This is a genomic window from Pseudomonas sp. 20P_3.2_Bac5 (genome assembly GCF_025466035.1).
Classification (GTDB): Bacteria; Pseudomonadota; Gammaproteobacteria; order Pseudomonadales; family Pseudomonadaceae; genus Aquipseudomonas.
This window is the reverse complement of sequence record NZ_JANLOA010000095.1, coordinates 20,066-39,098: the sequence shown is the minus strand read 5'-3', so window position 1 is coordinate 39,098 and position 19,033 is coordinate 20,066. Positions and strand designations below refer to the sequence as shown.

At 59.9% G+C, this 19,033-nt stretch carries 19 protein-coding genes and 1 tRNA gene; 15 read left to right on the top strand and 5 right to left on the bottom strand.

All coding sequences use genetic code 11. From position 1 onward, the window contains the following. Positions 1 to 13 precede the first annotated feature (13 nt). The 15 genes from aspS to NTD88_RS16510 all read left to right on the top strand — a co-directional run bounded on the left by aspS (position 14) and on the right by NTD88_RS16510 (position 12,227). A complete protein-coding gene (gene aspS / locus NTD88_RS16580; protein WP_095154346.1) occupies positions 14 to 1,789 on the top strand; it encodes an aspartate--tRNA ligase in 1,776 nt (591 codons plus the stop codon). A gap of 120 nt (positions 1,790 to 1,909) precedes the next feature. Beyond that, positions 1,910 to 2,656, top strand: coding sequence for a YebC/PmpR family DNA-binding transcriptional regulator (locus tag NTD88_RS16575; protein WP_095154010.1), 747 nt, complete (start codon positions 1,910 to 1,912; stop codon positions 2,654 to 2,656). A 118-nt stretch (positions 2,657 to 2,774) separates the two neighbouring features. Further along, on the top strand, positions 2,775 to 3,299 hold the full coding sequence (gene ruvC / locus NTD88_RS16570) for a crossover junction endodeoxyribonuclease RuvC (protein ID WP_095154009.1): 525 nt from the start codon (positions 2,775 to 2,777) through the stop codon (positions 3,297 to 3,299). Positions 3,300 to 3,417: 118 nt separating this feature from the next. Beyond that, entirely contained in the window at positions 3,418 to 4,026 is a 609-nt protein-coding gene (gene ruvA, locus NTD88_RS16565) for a Holliday junction branch migration protein RuvA (protein WP_095154008.1), read from the top strand. Continuing rightward, entirely contained in the window at positions 4,027 to 5,082 is a 1,056-nt protein-coding gene (ruvB, locus tag NTD88_RS16560; protein ID WP_095154007.1) for a Holliday junction branch migration DNA helicase RuvB, read from the top strand. 125 nt (positions 5,083 to 5,207) lie between these two features. Next, complete coding sequence (ybgC, locus tag NTD88_RS16555; protein WP_110968380.1) at positions 5,208 to 5,663, top strand: tol-pal system-associated acyl-CoA thioesterase; 456 nt, start codon at positions 5,208 to 5,210, stop codon at positions 5,661 to 5,663. A gap of 2 nt (positions 5,664 to 5,665) precedes the next feature. Beyond that, positions 5,666 to 6,361 carry a protein TolQ gene (gene tolQ, locus NTD88_RS16550; protein WP_095154006.1) on the top strand — a complete coding sequence of 232 codons (696 nt, stop codon included), beginning with the start codon at positions 5,666 to 5,668 and terminating at the stop codon, positions 6,359 to 6,361. Between the two features lie 14 nt (positions 6,362 to 6,375). Further along, positions 6,376 to 6,828, top strand: coding sequence for a protein TolR (gene tolR / locus NTD88_RS16545; protein ID WP_095154005.1), 453 nt, complete (start codon positions 6,376 to 6,378; stop codon positions 6,826 to 6,828). Beyond that, positions 6,825 to 7,916, top strand: a complete 1,092-nt coding sequence (gene tolA / locus NTD88_RS16540; protein ID WP_095154004.1) for a cell envelope integrity protein TolA — start codon at positions 6,825 to 6,827, stop codon at positions 7,914 to 7,916. Before tolR ends, tolA begins: the two co-directional genes overlap by 4 nt. Before the next feature lie 47 nt (positions 7,917 to 7,963). Beyond that, positions 7,964 to 9,214: a Tol-Pal system beta propeller repeat protein TolB gene (tolB, locus tag NTD88_RS16535; protein ID WP_225422431.1), complete on the top strand. Its 1,251-nt coding sequence runs from the start codon at positions 7,964 to 7,966 to the stop codon at positions 9,212 to 9,214. 52 nt (positions 9,215 to 9,266) lie between these two features. After that, positions 9,267 to 9,764, top strand: a complete 498-nt coding sequence (gene pal / locus NTD88_RS16530) for a peptidoglycan-associated lipoprotein Pal (protein WP_042121796.1) — start codon at positions 9,267 to 9,269, stop codon at positions 9,762 to 9,764. A 6-nt stretch (positions 9,765 to 9,770) separates the two neighbouring features. Beyond that, on the top strand, positions 9,771 to 10,595 hold the full coding sequence (gene ybgF, locus NTD88_RS16525) for a tol-pal system protein YbgF (RefSeq protein WP_110968382.1): 825 nt from the start codon (positions 9,771 to 9,773) through the stop codon (positions 10,593 to 10,595). A 158-nt stretch (positions 10,596 to 10,753) separates the two neighbouring features. Continuing rightward, on the top strand, positions 10,754 to 11,401 hold the full coding sequence (gene queE, locus NTD88_RS16520; RefSeq protein ID WP_095154001.1) for a 7-carboxy-7-deazaguanine synthase QueE: 648 nt from the start codon (positions 10,754 to 10,756) through the stop codon (positions 11,399 to 11,401). 14 nt (positions 11,402 to 11,415) lie between these two features. Further along, entirely contained in the window at positions 11,416 to 12,090 is a 675-nt protein-coding gene (gene queC, locus NTD88_RS16515; protein ID WP_262155010.1) for a 7-cyano-7-deazaguanine synthase QueC, read from the top strand. 61 nt (positions 12,091 to 12,151) lie between these two features. Then, a tRNA-Lys gene (locus tag NTD88_RS16510) sits at positions 12,152 to 12,227 on the top strand. A 230-nt stretch (positions 12,228 to 12,457) separates the two neighbouring features. Here NTD88_RS16510 and NTD88_RS16505 read toward each other — a convergent pair. The 5 genes from NTD88_RS16505 to NTD88_RS16485 all read right to left on the bottom strand — a co-directional run bounded on the left by NTD88_RS16505 (position 12,458) and on the right by NTD88_RS16485 (position 18,665). Beyond that, positions 12,458 to 14,971 (bottom strand): TonB-dependent siderophore receptor, encoded by a 2,514-nt coding sequence (locus tag NTD88_RS16505; RefSeq protein ID WP_410017286.1) that lies wholly within the window; start codon positions 14,969 to 14,971, stop codon positions 12,458 to 12,460. A 110-nt stretch (positions 14,972 to 15,081) separates the two neighbouring features. After that, positions 15,082 to 16,032, bottom strand: coding sequence for a FecR domain-containing protein (locus NTD88_RS16500; protein ID WP_262155011.1), 951 nt, complete (start codon positions 16,030 to 16,032; stop codon positions 15,082 to 15,084). Between the two features lie 3 nt (positions 16,033 to 16,035). Next, positions 16,036 to 16,539, bottom strand: a complete 504-nt coding sequence (locus NTD88_RS16495) for a sigma-70 family RNA polymerase sigma factor (protein ID WP_095153997.1) — start codon at positions 16,537 to 16,539, stop codon at positions 16,036 to 16,038. Positions 16,540 to 16,709: 170 nt separating this feature from the next. Further along, positions 16,710 to 17,663, bottom strand: coding sequence for a sensor domain-containing diguanylate cyclase (locus NTD88_RS16490; protein WP_262155012.1), 954 nt, complete (start codon positions 17,661 to 17,663; stop codon positions 16,710 to 16,712). Between the two features lie 3 nt (positions 17,664 to 17,666). Then, positions 17,667 to 18,665: a response regulator gene (locus tag NTD88_RS16485; protein WP_095153995.1), complete on the bottom strand. Its 999-nt coding sequence runs from the start codon at positions 18,663 to 18,665 to the stop codon at positions 17,667 to 17,669. Positions 18,666 to 19,033 lie beyond the last annotated feature (368 nt).

Sequence of the window (19,033 nt, the reverse complement as noted above, 5' to 3'; positions counted from 1 at the left end):
CGAAACCACCATCATGATGCGCAGCCACTATTGCGGCCAACTGAACGAGAGCCTGGAAGGTCAGGAAATTACCCTTTGCGGCTGGGTCCATCGTCGTCGCGACCACGGCGGGGTGATTTTCCTCGATATCCGTGACCGCGAAGGCCTGGCTCAGGTTGTTTTCGATCCGGATCGCGCAGACAGCTTCGCCGCCGCCGACCGTGTGCGCAGCGAATATGTGGTGAAAATCACCGGCAAGGTGCGCCTGCGTCCGGCCGGTGCGGTCAACCCGAACATGGCCTCTGGCCAGATCGAAGTGCTCGGCTACGAGCTGGAAGTCCTGAACGAAGCCGAAACCCCGCCGTTCCCGTTGAACGAATTCTCTGACGTGGGCGAAGAAACCCGCCTGCGCTACCGCTTCATCGACCTGCGTCGCCCGGAAATGGCCGACAAGCTGCGTCTGCGTTCGCGCATCACCTCCAGCATCCGTCGTTTCCTCGACGAGAACGGTTTCCTCGACGTCGAAACCCCGATCCTGACCCGTGCCACGCCTGAAGGCGCGCGTGACTACCTGGTGCCGAGCCGCACCCACGCCGGCAGCTTCTTCGCGCTGCCGCAGTCGCCGCAGTTGTTCAAGCAATTGCTGATGGTTGCCGGCTTCGACCGGTACTACCAGATCGCCAAGTGCTTCCGCGACGAAGACCTGCGTGCCGACCGTCAGCCTGAATTCACTCAGATCGACATCGAGACCAGCTTCCTCGACGAGTCCGAGATCATCGGCCTGACCGAAAGCATGATCCGCAAGCTGTTCAAGGAAGTCCTGGACCTGGAGTTCGGCGAGTTCCCGCACATGACTTACGAAGAAGCCATGCGCCGCTACGGTTCCGACAAGCCGGACCTGCGTATCCCGCTGGAACTGGTAGACGTTGCCGACCAGCTCAAGGATGTCGATTTCAAGGTCTTCGCCGGCCCTGCAAACGATCCGAAATGCCGCGTTACCGCCCTGCGTCTGCCAGGCGGCGCCAGCATGCCGCGCAGCAAGATCGACGAGTACACCAAGTTCGTCGGCATCTACGGTGCCCGTGGCCTGGCGTACATCAAGGTCAACGAGCGCGCCAAGGGTGTTGAAGGTCTGCAGTCGCCGATCGTCAAGAACATCCCTGAAGCCAACCTGAACGTGATTCTTGATCGCGTAGGCGCAGTCGACGGCGACATCGTCTTCTTCGGTGCCGACAAGGCCAAGGTCGTCAGCGAAGCGCTGGGCGCGCTGCGTATCAAGCTGGGTGGCGACTTCAACCTGTACACCACCCAGTGGGCGCCGATGTGGGTCGTCGACTTCCCGATGTTCGAAGAGAACGACGATGGCAGCTTCACCGCGCTGCACCACCCGTTCACCGCGCCGAAGTGCACTCCAGAAGAGCTGGAAGCCAACCCGGCCGGCGCTCTGTCCCGCGCTTACGACATGGTCCTCAACGGTACCGAGCTGGGCGGCGGTTCGATCCGTATCCACCGCAAGGAAATGCAGCAGGCGGTCTTCCGTCTGTTGGGTATCGAGGCGGCAGAACAGGAAGAGAAATTTGGCTTCCTGCTCGACGCTCTGAAGTTCGGTGCTCCGCCTCACGGCGGCCTGGCCTTCGGCCTTGATCGCCTGGTGATGCTGATGACCGGCGCTCAGTCGATCCGTGAAGTGATCGCCTTCCCGAAAACCCAGAGCGCTGCGTGCGTCATGACCCAGGCACCTGGCCTGGTCGATGCCAAGGCCCTGCGCGAGTTGCATATCCGTCTGCGCGAACAGCCGAAGGCTGAGTAAGCGGACACCGAGGCGCATCCGATTGGATGCGCCTTTGCGTTACGGCACATGATTTAGTGGTTTCTTTCTGCCTTCGCGTGGAAAGAAGTGATGGTGTTTCAAGGATTTCTGGAGTCAGTTATGGCGGGTCATTCCAAGTGGGCGAATATCAAGCACCGCAAAGAGCGCCAGGATGCCAAGAGAGGCAAGATCTTCACCAAGTGGATTCGTGAACTGACCGTCGCCGCCAAACAAGGCGGTGGCGATCCGTCCTCCAACCCGCGTCTGCGCCTGGCCCTGGACAAGGCGCTGAGTGCAAACATGAGTCGCGACATCATCGATCGGGCAGTTGCCCGCGGTGCCGGGACTGCCGAAGCCGACAACGTCGAAGAACTCAGCTATGAAGGTTATGGTCCGGGTGGCGTGGCAGTCATGGTTGAAGCCATGACCGACAACCGCAACCGTACCGCCGCCGCTGTTCGTCATGCGTTCAGCAAATGCGGCGGCAACCTCGGTACCGATGGTTCCGTGGCCTATCTGTTCGAGCGCAAGGGGCAGATCAGCTTTGCTCCTGGCGTCGATGAAGATGCGCTGATGGAAGCGGCGATGGAAGCGGATGCCGATGACGTGGTCAGCAATGACGATGGCTCTTTCGACGTGTTCACCTCGTTCGCCAGCTTCTACGCCGTGCGCAGTGCGCTGGAGGCCGCAGGCTTCAAGGCGGATGACGCGGAAATCGTCATGCAGCCGACCACCAGCGCCGAGCTGGATCTGGACGGCGCGCAGAAAGTGTTGAAGCTGATCGATATGCTCGAAGATCTGGACGACGTGCAAAACGTCTACTCCAATGCTGAGATTCCTGACGAGGTCATGGAAAAGCTCGGCTGAGGTTTTCGCCTGGCTTTATTGGAGGCCGGCCCCGTATCAGGCGCGTAGCGCTTGTGAGGGGGCCGGCTTCTGTTTTTTGGACACGGCGCGTTGATGCGCCATTTATCACGCAGGCGTTATGACTCTGATTCTTGGTATCGACCCCGGATCGCGGATTACCGGCTATGGAGTGATTCGTCATTCCGGGCGCGGTTGCGAATACGTGGCGTCGGGCTGCATCCGCACCGGCAGCGGCGAGTTGCCTGAGCGCTTGCAGGTGGTTTTCCGCGGCGTGCGCGAAATCATTCGCCAGCATGGCCCGGTAACCATGGGTATCGAGCGGGTGTTCATGGCCCGCAACGCCGACTCGGCGCTCAAGCTGGGTCAGGCGCGCGGTGCGGCCATCGTGGCTGCGGTGGAGGAGGGGCTGGAAATCGCTGAATACAGCGCCAGCCAGGTCAAGCAGGCCGTTGCCGGCACCGGCGGGGCCAACAAGGAGCAGGTGCAGATGATGGTCATGCACCTGCTCAAACTGACGCAGAAGCCGCAAATCGACGCCTCCGATGCCCTGGCGATCGCCTTGTGTCATGCCCATACGCGCTCCAGCCTGATTCCTCATGGGCTGGGTGTCGCGCGCAGCCGCAACGGACGCCTGCGTCTCTGATAGCATCCACGCTTTTAAAGTGATCCGTCCGCCGTCGGCCGCCTGATGGCGAGCTGGCTGGCGGATTCGCCGCAAGGCCGGACCGGCCCTGCCGGCACCCATGAGAAAGGACCTGAACGTGATTGGACGTTTACGCGGCACCCTCGCTGAAAAGCAGCCGCCGCACCTGATTATCGACATCAACGGCCTTGGCTATGAGCTGGAAGTGCCGATGACAACGCTCTACCGGCTGCCCAAGGTCGGCGAAACGGTGACCTTGCACACCCATCTGATAGTGCGCGAGGATGCTCACCTGCTGTATGGCTTCCATGAAAAACGTGAGCGCGAGCTGTTCCGTGAGCTGATCCGTCTCAATGGTGTAGGGCCCAAGCTGGCGCTGGCCTTGATGTCGGGTCTGGAAGTGGACGACCTGATTCGATGCGTTCAAGCCCAGGACACTTCGGCATTGGTCAAGGTGCCAGGGGTTGGCAAGAAGACCGCCGAGCGTCTGCTGGTCGAACTCAAGGACCGCTTCAAGGCCTGGGAAACCGTGCCGAGCATGTTCCAGCTGGTGCCGAATGGGCCTGCGCCTGTTCCTGTGGCGTCCACCGCCGAGGCCGACGCGGTCAGCGCCCTGATTTCCTTGGGCTATAAACCTCAAGAGGCCAGTCGCGCAGTGGCGGCTGTGGATGCCAAGGGCCTGAGCAGCGAAGAACTGATCCGGCGCAGTCTCAAGGGGATGATTTAAGTGATCGAAGCCGACCGTTTGATAACTGCTACCGGCCGCGACCGCGAAGAGGTCCAGGACCGGGCGATTCGTCCGCTGCGGCTGGCCGAGTACATTGGTCAGCCGGTGGTTCGCGAGCAGATGGCCCTGTTCATCCAGGCCGCCCGTGGCCGCAACGAGTCCCTGGATCACACCCTGATCTTCGGTCCTCCGGGGCTGGGCAAGACCACCCTTGCCAACATCATTGCCCAGGAAATGGGCGTCTCGATCAAAAGTACTTCCGGCCCCATTCTTGAACGCCCTGGCGATCTGGCGGCGTTGCTCACCAACCTTGAGCCCCATGATGTGTTGTTTATCGACGAGATCCACCGGTTATCGCCGATCGTCGAAGAAGTCCTGTACCCAGCGATGGAGGACTTTCAACTGGACATCATGATCGGCGAAGGACCGGCGGCGCGGTCGATCAAGCTGGACCTGCCGCCGTTCACCCTGGTTGGCGCTACCACCCGGGCCGGCATGCTTACCAACCCGCTACGTGACCGCTTCGGTATCGTCCAGCGTCTGGAGTTCTACAACAACGCGGATCTGGCAACTATCGTCAGTCGCTCGGGCGGGATTCTCGGCCTGGAGATCGAAGACGAAGGTGCTTTCGAGATCGCTCGCCGGGCTCGTGGCACGCCGCGTATCGCCAACCGCTTGTTGCGCCGTGTGCGTGACTACGCCGAGGTGCGCGCGAAGGGCGATATCACCAAATCCATCGCGGACATGGCGTTGAACCTGCTGGATGTCGACGAACGTGGCTTCGATCATCAGGACCGACGTCTGTTGCTGACCATGATCGAGAAATTCGACGGTGGTCCGGTAGGCGTGGACAGCCTGGCGGCGGCGATCAGCGAGGAGCGACACACCATTGAGGACGTGCTTGAGCCTTATCTGATCCAGCAGGGCTACATCATGCGCACGCCTCGGGGCAGGGTGGTTACTCGACATGCATACCTGCACTTTGGGCTGAATATTCCTACGCGAATGACAGAATCATCCGGTAGCACTGATTTTTCTGATCCGAGCGATGAATGACAGATTTATCGGCTGCTTTTGTGGTCCTATCCGCGGACAGGGTCCGGGCGCGCTGGCAATACGACATAATCCGTCAAAAACAGTTGGTGGGGCGGATTGGCAAGCTGAGGAGTTAGCACTAGAGTATGCGCGCGCAAAATGGGGTTGAGCCGTTCGCACATCGTTATCGCGTCTATTACGAAGACACCGATGCGGGTGGCGTGGTGTATTACGTCAATTATCTGAAATTCATGGAACGGGCCCGCACCGAACGGCTGCGCGATCTGGGTTTTGCCCAGTCGTCGCTGGCGCAGCAGAACACGCTGTTCGTGGTCCATTCCGCCGAGGCTCGCTATCACGCGCCGGCCCGTCTGGACGACGAGTTGCGGGTCACCGCGCAAGTGCTTGAATTGAATCGTGCCAGCCTGCGCTTCGTGCAGCAGGTCTGGCGCGAAAGTGACGCAACGCTGCTCTGCGAAGGGCAGTTCCTGGTGGCCTGTGTGCGCGCCGATACTTTCAAACCCCGAGCCATTCCCTCCGAGCTGCGCGCAGCTTTCATCGAGGCGGGTGCCCCGGGTATACATTCAAATGCAGGAGATTAAGCGTGGAAGCTAACGTCGTCGACCATACCTCCATGTGGAGCCTGGTCAGCAATGCCAGCATTGTGGTGCAGCTGGTCATGCTGGTACTGGTTGCCGCATCGGTGACTTCATGGATCATGATTTTTCAGCGCAGCACCATGCTGCGCGCCGGTCGTCGTGCCCTGGAAAGCTTCGAAGAGCGCTTCTGGTCGGGTATCGACCTGTCCAAACTGTATCGTCAAGCGGGCAGCAACCCTGACCCGGATTCGGGCGTCGAGCAGGTGTTCCGTGCCGGCTTCAAGGAGTTTTCCCGTCTGCGTCAGCAGCCTGGTGTCGACCCTGACGCGGTAATGGAAGGTGTCGGTCGTGCCATGCGCGTAGCGATCTCCCGTGAGGAAGAGAAGCTCGAGCAGAGCCTGCCATTCCTCGCCACTGTCGGTTCGACCAGTCCCTACATCGGCCTGTTCGGTACCGTCTGGGGGATCATGAACTCCTTCCGCGGTCTGGCGACCGCGCAACAGGCCACCCTGGCCACGGTTGCACCGGGTATCGCCGAAGCGCTGATCGCCACCGCCATCGGCCTGTTCGCGGCAATTCCTGCGGTTATCGCCTACAACCGTTTCGCTGCACGCAGTGAAGTGCTGATCGGCCGCTACTACACGTTCGCCGACGAGTTCCAGGCCATCCTGCACCGTAAAGTGCACACCAGCGAAGAGTGATCAGGTAAAACCCCATGGCTCGAGTTCGTCAAAAACGCAAGCCGGTCGCCGAGATGAACGTGGTGCCCTACATCGATGTGATGTTGGTACTGCTGGTCATCTTCATGGTGACCGCACCGATGCTTAACCAGGGCGTGAAGGTCGACCTGCCCAAGGTTTCCAGCGAAGCCTTGCCGCAGGACAACAACGTTCAGGTTCTGACCATTTCGATCAAGGCTGACAAGACCTACTTCTGGAACCTTGGCAGCGAAGTCGACACCGAAAAGCAAATGGACAAGGCCATGACCTTGCCGCAAATGACCGACGCGGTGACCAAGATCATCGCTGCCGGGCGCGATCAGGGCAAACAGACCCAGGTCTTCATCCGTGGCGACAAGTCCGTCGACTACGGCGCGGTCATGGGCGCCATGGGCGGGTTGCAGAAGGCCGGTGTCGGTAACGTTGGCCTGATTACCGAGGCGCCCTGATGCAACAGCGAGAGCCATCCGCCTCGGAAAGTTACTTCTGGCCCAGCGTCTGGGCCGTCGCGCTGCACGTTCTGGTGTTCGGCATGCTGTTCGTCAGTTTTGCGTTCACGCCTGAGTTGCCGCCGTCCAAGCCTATCGTTCAGGCAACCCTGTACCAGCTGAAATCCAAGAGTCAGGCCACCACCCAGACCAATCAGAAGATTGCCGGGGAAGCGAAGAAAACGGCTTCGCGCCAGACCGAAGAAGAGCAGATGGAGCAGAAGAAGGTCGAGCAACTGAAGCAGGAAGCTGTGAAAGCTGCGGAACAAAAGAAAGAAGAGGCTGCTCAAAAAGCCGAAGAGGCGCGCGAGGCCGCAGAGGCCAAGAAAGCCGATGAGGCCAAGAAGGCTGACGAGGCGAAGAAAGCCGAGTCTGCGAAAAAGGCCGAAGAAGCGAAGAAGGCTGAAGAGAAGCAACTGGCTGATATCGCCAAGAAGAAAGCCGAAGACGAAGCCAAGAAAAAGGCTGAAGAAGAGGCCAAGAAGGCGGCGGCAGAAGAAGCCAAGAAACAAGCGGCCGAGGATGCCAAGAAGAAGGCTGCCGAGGACGCGAAGAAGAAAGCCGCTGTCGCTGAAGAAGCGAAGAAAAAAGCAGCAGAGGACGCCAAGAAGAAAGCAGCCGCCGATGCAGCCAAGAAAAAGGCTACAGAAGCAGCGCGCAAGGCGGCGGAAGACAAGAAAGCACAGGCACTAGCCGAGCTGTTGTCCGACACTACCGAGCGTCAGCAGGCTCTGGCAGACGAGCAGGGTGACCAGGTGGCCGGCGACTTCGACGACCTGATTCGCGCCCGTGCAGCCGAAGGCTGGGCTCGACCCCCGTCGGCGCGCAAGAACATGACGGTAGTCCTGCAGATTGGCATGTTGCCGGATGGCACCGTTACGACGGTCACCGTTGCCCGCTCCAGCGGCGATGGGCCGTTCGACGCTTCCGCGGTTGCGGCAGTCAAGAACATTGGTCGTTTGACCGAGATGCAGGGTTTGAAACCGAGCGAATTCAATCCTTATCGTTCATTCAAGATGACATTCACACCTGAGGACCTAGCCTTGTGATTAACCTTCTTAGAGGACTGCTGGTCGTTCTCTGCTGCGCAGCAGGGATGGCCAATGCAGAAGAAAAGAACATCCTGGTAACCAGTGGCAGCGATCGAGCCACGCCGATTGCCGTGGTGCCTTTCGGTCTGCAGGGCGGTAGCGTGTTGCCTGAGGACATGGCTGACATCATCAGTAACGACCTGCGCAACTCAGGTTATTACTCGCCGATCCCGCGCCAGAACATGATCAGCCAGCCGAGTCAGGCCAGCGAAGTGATCTTCCGTGACTGGAAAGCGCTGGGTGCCCAGTACGTGATGGTCGGCAGCATCGTGCCATCGGGCGGTCGCCTGCAGGTGCAATATGCGCTGTTCAACGTTGCTACCGAGCAACAGGTGCTGACCGGCAGCGTTTCCGGCAGCGTCGACCAACTGCGCGATATGTCCCACTACATCGCCGACCAGTCGTTCGAAAAACTCACCGGCATCAAGGGCGCATTCTCCACCCGCATGCTCTATGTGACGGCCGAGCGCTTCTCCACCAACAGCACTCGTTACACTTTGCAACGATCTGACTATGACGGCGCGCGCGCCGTGACTTTGCTGCAATCGCGCGAGCCGATCCTGTCGCCGCGTTTTGCACCGGATGGCAAGCGCATCGCGTATGTGTCCTTCGAGCAGCGTCGCCCGCGTATCTTCGTCCAGCACATCGATACGGGTCGTCGTGAGCAGATCACCAACTTCGAAGGTCTCAATGGCGCGCCAGCCTGGTCGCCGGATGGCAACCGCCTGGCCTTCGTGCTGTCGCGCGACGGCAACCCCGAGATCTACGTGATGGACATGGGTTCGCGTCAGATGACCCGCGTCACCAACAGCCCGGCCATCGATACCGAGCCGTTCTTCGGCAAGGATGGCTCGACGCTGTACTTCACGTCGGACCGTGGCGGCAAGCCACAGATCTACAAAACCACCATTGGCAGCGGCAGTGCCGAGCGTGTGACGTTCGTGGGCAACTACAACGCCAACCCGAAACTTTCCGCCGATGAAAAGACCCTGGTCATGATTCATCGTCAGGACGGTTTCACCAACTTCAAAGTGGCGGCGCAGGATTTGCAGCGTGGCAGTGTAAAAATTCTCACAGAGACCAGTCTTGATGAGTCACCCACTGTTGCGCCCAACGGCACCATGCTAATCTACGCCACCCGCCAGCAGGGCCGGGGAGTCTTGATGCTCGTCTCTCTCAACGGACGCGTGAGGCTCCCGCTTCCTACCGCTCAAGGCGAAGTCAGAGAACCGTCCTGGTCCCCTTACCTGAACTGATGCGGCGCTACACGTTTTACTTAACACACTGGGGTTCATTAGGAGTTTCACGATGGAAATGCTGAAGTTTGGTAAGTTTGCTGCGCTGGCTCTGGCCATGGCCGTAGCTGTAGGTTGCTCCTCGAAAGGCGGCGACAACGCTGGCGAAGGCGCTGTTGATCCAAACGCTGGTTACGGCGCTAACACTGGTGCCGTTGACGGCAGCCTGAGCGAAGAAGCTGCTCTGCGCGCAATCACCACCTTCTACTTCGAATACGACAGCTCGGACCTGAAGCCAGAAGCCATGCGCGCTCTGGACGTTCATGCCAAGGACCTGAAAGGCAACGGCGCTCGCGTCGTTCTGGAAGGTAACACCGACGAGCGTGGTACTCGCGAATACAACATGGCTCTGGGCGAGCGTCGTGCCAAGGCTGTTCAGCGCTACCTGGTGCTGCAAGGCGTTTCCCCAGCTCAGCTGGAACTGGTTTCCTACGGCGAAGAGCGTCCAGTTGCCACCGGCAACGACGAGCAGTCCTGGGCTCAGAACCGTCGCGTCGAACTGCGTAAGTAATTCGATATGCGAGCGTGCCGTCGTGCTGTAACCGTCCTGGCTCTCACGCTGCCTCTCATGGCAGCGGCTGAGGTTCCTGTTGTTGATGACAACGCTGGCTATAACGGCGCAAGCAGTTATCCGCCTGCGGGTTACGGTACGAACGGCGCCTATGCCGGGGGAGGGGTTTCGGCCCCTGCCTCTGCACAGGGCCAGCTTTTCATGCAGTTGCAACAAATGCAGGAACAGATAGAGCGTCAACAGAACACTATCGAGATTCTGCAAAACGAAGTTGCACGTCTGAAACAGGAAGGCCTGGAACGTTACCAGGACCTGGATCGACGTATCTCCAGCGGCGCTGCCCCGGCACCGACCGCGACTCCCGAGAATTCCGCTGACGGTGGTGCTTCTGCGCCGGCCGCCGGCAATACCGCACCGGCAGCCAACCAGCCCGCCGCGAGCAGCGAACCTGGCGATCCAGCGAAGGAAAAGCTCTATTACGACGCTGCCTTCGATTTGATCAAGGCCAAGGATTTCGACAAGGCCAGCCAGGCGTTCAATGCCTTCCTGCGCAAGTACCCCAACAGCCAGTACGCGGGCAACGCCCAGTACTGGTTGGGTGAAGTGAACCTGGCCAAAGGTGACCTGCAAGGTGCCGGCCAGGCATTCGCCAAAGTCAGCCAGTTGTACCCGAAGCACAACAAAGTGCCTGATTCGCTGTACAAGCTGGCCGATGTGGAGCGTCGCCTGGGTCATACCGACCGGGTCAAAGGTATTCTTCAGCAGGTGGTGACCCAATATCCGGGTACCTCGGCTGCACAGTTGGCTCAGCGCGACCTGCAAAAGCTCTGATCCGCACGTTTTAAAAGAAACCCGCGCTTGTCGCGGGTTTTTTCGTTAGAATTTGCGCCCTTTTATGAAACACGCTGCTGCGGATAACGCTATGCCGGGTTCGCAGCGGTGCCTGACGGAGGCGGACAGCCTGTTTAGCTGTTACGCCCGTGGCGACTATGCAAGACACATTACGCATCACCGAAGTTTTTTACTCTTTGCAGGGTGAAACGCGCACCGCTGGGCTGCCCACGGTATTTGTGCGCCTCACCGGCTGCCCCTTGCGCTGCCAATATTGCGACAGCGCCTATGCCTTCAACGGCGGCACCGTACGCACGCTCGACTCGATCCTCGAACAGGTTGCCAGCTTCCGGCCGCGCTACATTTGCGTGACGGGCGGCGAGCCGCTGGCCCAGCCCAATGCCATCCCGCTGCTGAAAAGGCTCTGTGACGCCGGTTACGAGGTTTCCGTGGAAACCAGCGGCTCGATGGACATTGCACCGGTCGATCTGCGCGTCAGTCGCGTTGTGGACCTGAAAACCCCAGGCTCTGCGGAAGTTCACCGCAACCGCTACGAGAATATCGAGCTGCTGACCCCGAACGATCAGGTCAAATTCGTCCTTTGTTCGCGCGAGGACTATGACTGGGCCGTATCGAAGCTGATTCAGTACGGTCTCGACAAGCGTGTCGGCGAAGTTCTGTTTTCGCCTAGCCATCATCAACTGAGCGCAACCGATCTGGCTGACTGGATCGTGGCCGACAACCTGCCGGTTCGTCTGCAGATGCAGTTACACAAACTGCTCTGGAACGACGAGCCGGGACGCTGACAGGAGCTTTTGCAATGAGTGAGAAACGCGCGGTAATTCTATTGTCGGGTGGTCTGGATTCGGCCACCGTGGTCGCCATGGCCAAGGCCGAAGGCTATGACTGCTACACCATGAGCTTCGATTACGGCCAGCGCCATCGCGCCGAGCTGGATGCGGCAGCCCGGGTGGCGCGGGACCTGGGTGCGGTCGAGCACAAGGTCATTGGCCTGAACCTCAACGGCATCGGTGGCTCGGCCCTGACCGACAGCAGCATCGATGTCCCGGAGACCCCAAGCGAGGGCATTCCGGTGACCTACGTGCCGGCGCGCAACACGGTGTTCCTGTCGTTGGCGCTGGGCTGGGCTGAAGTGCTGAATGCGCGCGACATCTTCATCGGCGTCAACGCCGTGGACTATTCCGGCTACCCGGATTGCCGTCCTGAATTTGTCGAGGCGTTCGAGCGCATGGCCAACCTCGCGACCAAGGCCGGGGTAGAAGGCAATGGGTTCCGGATCCAGGCGCCGTTGCAGAACCTGAGCAAGGCGCAGATCGTCCAGGCGGGCATGGCCCGTGGCGTCGACTACAGCCTCACTGTTTCCTGCTATCAGGCGGATGATCAAGGTCGTGCGTGTGGCAAATGCGATAGCTGCCGCCTGCGTGCGGATGGCTTTGTTGCGGCCGGCGTACAGGACCCGACTCGCTATTTTTGAATTATTTTGCGATGGGGTGTTGATTTCCTGTTAGAAATCAGTATTATACGCGCCATCCAACGGGTCGTTAGCTCAGTTGGTAGAGCAGTTGGCTTTTAACCAATTGGTCGTAGGTTCGAATCCTACACGACCCACCATATAAAGTTGGCAGTGTTAAAACCGGAAGTTGGCAGATAGTTGCTGAATGATGGTGGACACAACCGACGGTGAAACACCTGAAAAAGCCCGCGTTCCGATAAGGATCGCGGGCTTTTTCGTTTCTGTCGTTCGCGCTGGTAGTGCATCCCGTGGGCGCAAAGAACCGACACGGCAAACAGTGGGCAGATATTGGTACTGTCCCGTTGTTTGCCGTACCGGTCAGTCAGTCTCAGAGCGTCCAGTTGATCGTGAGCATGGCGTTGCGGGGTTCGCCGTAGAGGCTGTTACCGAAGTCGGTGTTGGAGCTGATGTCCTGGTAGTAGGTCTTGTCGAAGACGTTGTTCAGGTTCAGTCGCACGTGAACGGTCTCCGAAGCCTGATAGCTGGTCATCAGGTCTACCACGGTGTAGGCCTTTTGTTCGATACGGTAGTCGAACGTGGTCAGGTAATCATTGGTGCCTTTGTTGTAGACGGTGTTCTGCCGATACAGGCCGCCACCGATACTCCAGCGACTCAGGTCACCAGGTAGCTGGTAGGTGGTGAACGCCTTGAATATGTGGCGGGGGATGTTGGTGGCGAACAAGCGCCCCACGTTGTCTTCGTTGGCGTCCTTTGTATATTTGGCGGCGGAGTAGGTGTAACCCGCCCCCAGTTCCCAGCCTGGCGCCAGGGTGCCGTTGACTTCCAGCTCGATCCCTTCGCTTCGTACTTCACCCGCCGCGTCATAGCAGGTGCCGCCGATCGGCGTGCACTGGATGGGGTTGAGCAATTTGGCGCGGTTCTCCTGATCGATACGGAAGATCGCTGCGCTGGCATTCAGGTTTCCATCAAAGTACTCGCCCTTGATGCCGAGCTCGTAGTTTTTGCCCTTTATCGGCATCAGCGCGTTGTTCTGGGTATCCAGCTCGGTCTGCGGGCGGAAAATATCGGTGTAGCTGACATAGACCGAGTGATGCTGGTCAAGGTCATAAACCGCACCCGCGTAGCGCGTGAGGTTGCGCGTCACTTTGTTTGGCAGGCTGCTGGCTGATGATTTTCCGTTCCACCGGGTATCCACGTCGTGCTCGTACCAGTCCAGGCGCCCACCAAGGATGACTTTCAGCTCATCCGTGATGTTCAGGCGAGTAGTGACGTAGGTGCCTTCCTGTTGAGTGGTGCGATGCTGCGTCCAGGGATTGGCGCTTACGTCGGGCTTGGGGATGCCGGTGGGGTTGTGGAGATCAGTATTGGTCTCGACGTCGATGGGTAGCCCCTTGCCGTTGAACGTGAGGTCTCTCTTGCTGGCGCCCACGACCAGTTCATGGGTGCGACCGAACAGCGAGAAGGGGCCGGTGACGTAGCCGTCATAGCTGCTTTGCCGGTCTTTATAGTCGTATCTGCCGATGTACTGACCGAACTGATCGTAGTTATCGCCCATGCGCTCGGGAAGGGAACCGAGCATGTCCAGTTTTGACCAGCTCTTGCTGGCGGCCAGGAGCATTTTCCAATTGTTGGCGAAACGGTACTCCAGGCGAGTGAACGCTGTGGTGTTGTCCTGATCCCAGTATTCCCATTTGCTGCCCAGGTACGTGGAGCGCTTCAGGTGCAGGTCGCTGCCGTCGGCGGCGACGGGCAAGCCGCCCCAGGCGCTGTTGTGATTGGCATTCTGGTTGGAGGCGCCAAAGGTCAAGGTTGCATCGTCATTCAGGTCGGCTTCGGTGATGGCGTAGAACACCGAGCGTTCGGCGCTGGTGAAGTCCTGGAAGCTGCCCTTGGTCTGATACGCGGTGACCACTCGGCCGCGCAGGGTGCCGCTGTCGTTCAGGGCGTTGGACGCGTCGAACTCGCTGCGATAGTTGTCCCAGCTACCGGCGCTGCCGGTGATGCTGATACGCGGCGTGGCAGTGGGGCGCTTTCGCACCATGTTGATGGCCGCAGCCGGGTTGCCGGAGCCTTGCATCATGCCGGTGGCGCCGCGCACGACTTCCACCCGGTCGAATATCGCCATGTCCGGCGAAGAGTTCATGTCGCGGCTGAGGTAGTGGGACAGATCGTTGGGCAAGCCGTCGGTCATCAGGTTTTCGATGGCGAAGCCGCGGGAGTAGAACGTCGAGCGTTGTGGGCCGTCTTTGGTGATGGCGATGCCGGGCGTGCTTTTGAGCACGTCTTCCAGCGACCTCATGTTCTGGTCGTCCATGCGCTGGCGGGTAATGACCGTGACCGACTGCGGTGTTTCGCGAATCGACAATGACAGCTTGGTCGCGCTCTGCATCGTGCCCGTGGTGTAGGAACCGGTGTTTTCGCTGGTCGACCCCAGTGCCGCGCCAAGTACGTTGGTTGCGCCCAGTTCGAGCGCCCCCGTGCTGTCTTGCGCCTGCACCAGCGAATAGCCGCCACTGCCCAGCGCCACCGCCTCGACGCCGCTGCTCAGCAGCAAACGACGCAGTGCTTCATCCCGCGAATAGTGTCCCTGAACGCCCGGGGACTGTTTGCCCTGCGCCAGGCCCGCATCGAACGAAACACTGATGCCGGCTATCGAGCTGAACTGCGCCACCGCCTGATCGAGGGGGCCGGCGGGAACGTTGAAGTCCAATTCGTGTTCGACGCTGTGCTGTGCCGCCGCCGCCGGACTGATCAGCGTGCTGCCGACACTTGCACCCAGCACCAGGCTCAGCATGGCCAGGTGCACTGCACGTTGCAGCGGGCGGTTGTGGAAGGGGGCGTTGATCAAGCCGGGTTCTGCGGGGTGTGCGTGATGCGGCATGGTGTTTCCTTACGCTCGTTGGCAATGGCGGCGTCTGTGCGCCTCTACTTGGCAAGCCGAACGAGAATCAGAATCACCAACCCCTCAGTGAAATTTTTTACGGTCGACGTTCATGCCGCTTCGAGGCGTACCCAGTAGCGGGTAAACCGCCGTAGTCGCAAGGGCAGGGTGAGACGAAGGTTTTCCAGGACGTGGTCGGTGTTGCGCAGGTGAAAGGAGCCGGACACCCGCACCCCGGCCACGGCCGGGTCGCAGCTCAGGTAGCCAGGGCGATAACGTTGCAGTTGCTGCAGAAAGTCATCCAGGCGCCAGCCGTTCACCACCAGTGTGTCGTGCAGCCAGGCATCGGCTTGAGCGGTGGCTGGCATGACCGACCCCAACGCGTCGGCGCTGAAGCTGATCTGCTCACCGGCGTGTACGGTCAGCGTAGTGTCGGGCTGGTTGGCAGGGCGTACCAGGACGGCATGCTCCAGCACGGTCAGCCGGGTCCGATCCTGTTCCTGTTGCACGATAAAGCGTGTGCCAAGCGCCTGCAGGCTGCCTTCAGCCGTGCGCACGATCAAAGGCCGGGCGGCCTTGTCCTTGGCGGTCTCGACGAGGATTTCGCCGCTGAGCAGCAAGAGTTCACGCAACTGCTGGCTGTAGCGGATGTTCACCGCCGTGGCGGTATTGAGGTGCAGTTGACTGCCGTCCTCCAGGTGAATGCTGCGTCGCTCTCCGATCCCGGTGCGCTGGTCCGCTGCCCACTGGGGCAGCGGCGTGACCCTCCAGCCCAAGGTGCCGGCGGCGCCCGTGGCCAGCAGCACCGACAGTACTTTCAACATGTCGCGGCGCTTGGCATGCGCGGTTTTGAGAATCGGGCTGCCAATTGCGGGCGCAAGCCGCTCAAGTTTGCCCTGCAGGCGCCCGAGTCGTTCCCAGGCCAGCAGATGGCGCGGGTCGCTCTGCAGCCATCGTTGATGCTCGCGGTGCAGCGACTCATCCGGCGTTCCGGTGCGCAGATCGACATACCATTGGGCGGCGGCTTCGAGTGTGGCGATATCGAGTCCCGGGGATGCCAAGGCTCAATCCTCCATCAGCAGCAGGCACTGGGTGAGGGCGCGCACCGCGTGTTTTGTCACGGTGTTGACCGAGATTTGCAGGCGCTTGCTGATCTCTACGTAGCTGAGCCCGTCGAGGTGGGACATCAGGAACACGTCGCGGGTACGGGTGCCGAGGGCATCGAGCATCTGGTCGACTTCCAGCAGCGACTCGATGATCAGCAGGCGTTCTTCCGGGGAGATATCCAGCGCTTCGGGAATCGCTGCCAGTGTTTCCAGGTAGGCCTGTTCCAGCGAACGGCGGCGGAACATGTCAATCATCAGGCCGCGCGCCACGCGGCTGAGATAAGCCCGCGGTTCGCGAACAACGTCGGCCCTGCGCTGGGTCAGCACACGTAAAAACGTGTCTTGCGCGAGGTCCGCGGCCTGCTCGCTGCAGTTCATGCGCTTGCGTAACCAGCCCTTGAGCCAGCCGTGATGCTCCTCGTAGAGGGTGTGCATCGCTGCGTGATGAACCAGATCGGACATGGGATAACCCGAAGTTACAATTGATAATAAATCTTATTATCTTGAAGCCACGGGGTGTTGGCAAGTTGCCTTCAGTGAGCTGGCCGTGAAGGCAATACAGGCTGGGAGACTTTCAGGCCGGGCCCCGGTGACCGACTACCGGGTGCCCGAAAGGCTGGATATCACGGTTGTCATTCGTGAATCGACACCTGGTTACGGCCATTTTTCTTCGAGGCGTACAGCGCCTGGTCGGCCCAGGCGATGAGGTCGGCATGGCCTTCCGAGGGCTGGCTGAGGTCCGCGACACCCAGGCTGATGGTGAAGCGAATACTTTGCCCCTCGTGCTGCACTTCCAGCCCCTCGATCGCTTTACGGAATCGCTCGGCGAAGGCGCTCGCACCCTGCTTGTCGGTATCCGACAGCACCACGCCGAACTCCTCGCCGCCATAGCGCCCGGCCACATCGGTATCGCGCACATACTCACGCAGCATCGCGGCGACCTGTTCGATGACCTTGTCGCCCGCCTGATGGCCGTAGGTATCGTTGATGCGCTTGAAGTGGTCGATGTCGAACATCACCAGGCTGGTGTGGTTGCCGTGGCGCTGGTGACGGGCGTAAGCGACTTTCAGGCTGTCTTCCCAGTGGCCGCGGTTGTACAGGCCGGTCAGGCGGTCAGTGCTGGAGAGCTTCTGCAGCTGCGCGTTGGCCGATTGCAGCATGCGCCGGTTGGTGGCGACGTCGGTCACGTCATAGATCACCAGGCAGAAGTGGCTGATGCTGCTGTCGGTGGAGCGCAGCGGGAACAGCGTGGTGTTCTGGTACATGAAGTCTTCCTGCCCGGTTATTGGCTGGTAGTTCTTGAACCGCACCAGATAAGGGCGCTGCTCCCACACCGTGAACGCGGGCGTGCCCAGGGTCGCGACGCTTTCCAGCTTGTGGCTGAACCAGCCGACGTTGACCTCCGGGAAGAGGGTGAAGAACGATTCGCTGTGGGCGTCCTTGGGGGCAACGCCCGAGCGGTTCTCCATGAAGGTGTTCCAGACCTGGACGCGGTAGTCGCGATCGAGCACCACCACGCCGACGTCGATGCTTTGCACGATCGCCAGCAGCCAATGGAACTCGGTCAGATCAATGGGTTTGTTCATGGGTCAGTTCATCAGGTACGCGAGTTTGTGGGTCAGTCGTTCGATGGAGTCTTCGGTGAACAGGAGCAACAGGTCGAAGCGGATATCGTGTCCCTCCAGGCCGTAGCTGATCTCCACCGCGAGGGTCTTCTTCCAGCGCTGCTGGTTGACCCGGATCAGTTCCTCGATGCCGGCATGCTGGCCGAGGATCTGCGGGTGACACTGGGAGAACACGACGTCGACCTGCTCGGCGATGCTGCTGAGGCAGGCGCCGATGAGGACGCTGGACAGATCCAGGAGCATTTCCAGGTCGGATGATTCGCTGTTCTGATGCTGCATCAGACGCGCCATGTCGGCGATTTCCGAATCATGGAACATCAGCAGGGCTTCGCCGGCGATACCACCACCGATAAAGCCCTGGCAGACCGCGGTGAGTTGCTTGCAGCGCCCGGCATCGGCCAGGGCCATGTGCAACTCGCCGACTTCGAGTACGTTGACGTTCGGCACCGGCAACTGCACGAAAACCCCGAGCACCTTGGCGATCAGCGCGGCGGCGCGGCCAATGGCGACGTTGACGGTTTCGCGGAACACTTCATTGAAGGTGACGTTGGTGTTGGTCGCCGGACGGTGGCTTTGCGCCGCTTGCCCCGGCAGGCTCATCAGCCCCAGCTCGCCAAGCGTCTGGCGCAGTTCTGCCTGGTCGAAAGGCTTTTGCAGGAACGCCAGGGCGCCCAGTTCGCGGACCCGCCGCACCGCTTCCTGCTGCACATCCCCGGAGATAACGATGACGGCGGCCTTCAAGCCTTCATCGCGCAAGGCGTGAAGCACTTGATAACCGTCCATCTCCGGCATGTTCAGGTCGAGAACCACGACCTGGCCGAGACCTTTGCGAATGGCGTCCATGCATTGATGGCCATTGCTGGCCTGGGTGATCGACACCGGCCAGTCCGCTGGCAGCGCCCGCAGGACCTGCTTGCGGGCAACAGTAGAGTCATCACATACAGTTAAGGTCGTCACTGACACAAATCACGGCTCGTTATCTGGAGTTGTGGAATGATTTCATTATGCCATAACCGTACAAAGCCTACGCTTAATAGATAAGGGAATCACTGATAAGAAAGCATGTGCACATACGGTTTTCCCTGATGCCTGACGTCAGGCTTTGCCGTACCCGGCGTATTCATCATCTGCATGCACAGTTCATACACATTTCGCGATTTTTTGATGAAATCGGCAAAAAAAGCTCGCGATCCCGGCTGGTGGCTCTTCGATGTTTTCGCCACAGCGCAGCCGGATCGACCTCTTCACACTCGCTTCCTTCGTTCTGTCCATCAGGGATTCCCGGTCGGTGTCGGCCCTTTAACCCCGGGAGGTGAAACGTTTGCGTCGAT

What these genes read in the sequence shown, in the direction of transcription:
- NTD88_RS16495 (WP_095153997.1), bottom strand. Translation starts at nt 16,539, where the DNA reads ATGTCCGATCTGGTTCATCACGCAGCGATGCACACCCTCTACGAGGAG.
- NTD88_RS16575 (WP_095154010.1), top strand. Translation starts at nt 1,910, where the DNA reads ATGGCGGGTCATTCCAAGTGGGCGAATATCAAGCACCGCAAAGAGCGC.
- NTD88_RS16505 (WP_410017286.1), bottom strand. Translation starts at nt 14,971, where the DNA reads ATGCCGCATCACGCACACCCCGCAGAACCCGGCTTGATCAACGCCCCC.
- tolR (WP_095154005.1), top strand. Translation starts at nt 6,376, where the DNA reads ATGGCTCGAGTTCGTCAAAAACGCAAGCCGGTCGCCGAGATGAACGTG.
- ybgF (WP_110968382.1), top strand. Translation starts at nt 9,771, where the DNA reads ATGCGAGCGTGCCGTCGTGCTGTAACCGTCCTGGCTCTCACGCTGCCT.
- queC (WP_262155010.1), top strand. Translation starts at nt 11,416, where the DNA reads ATGAGTGAGAAACGCGCGGTAATTCTATTGTCGGGTGGTCTGGATTCG.
- ybgC (WP_110968380.1), top strand. Translation starts at nt 5,208, where the DNA reads ATGCGCGCGCAAAATGGGGTTGAGCCGTTCGCACATCGTTATCGCGTC.
- pal (WP_042121796.1), top strand. Translation starts at nt 9,267, where the DNA reads ATGGAAATGCTGAAGTTTGGTAAGTTTGCTGCGCTGGCTCTGGCCATG.
- NTD88_RS16490 (WP_262155012.1), bottom strand. Translation starts at nt 17,663, where the DNA reads ATGAACAAACCCATTGATCTGACCGAGTTCCATTGGCTGCTGGCGATC.
- ruvC (WP_095154009.1), top strand. Translation starts at nt 2,775, where the DNA reads ATGACTCTGATTCTTGGTATCGACCCCGGATCGCGGATTACCGGCTAT.
- tolB (WP_225422431.1), top strand. Translation starts at nt 7,964, where the DNA reads ATGGCCAATGCAGAAGAAAAGAACATCCTGGTAACCAGTGGCAGCGAT.
- queE (WP_095154001.1), top strand. Translation starts at nt 10,754, where the DNA reads ATGCAAGACACATTACGCATCACCGAAGTTTTTTACTCTTTGCAGGGT.
- aspS (WP_095154346.1), top strand. Translation starts at nt 14, where the DNA reads ATGATGCGCAGCCACTATTGCGGCCAACTGAACGAGAGCCTGGAAGGT.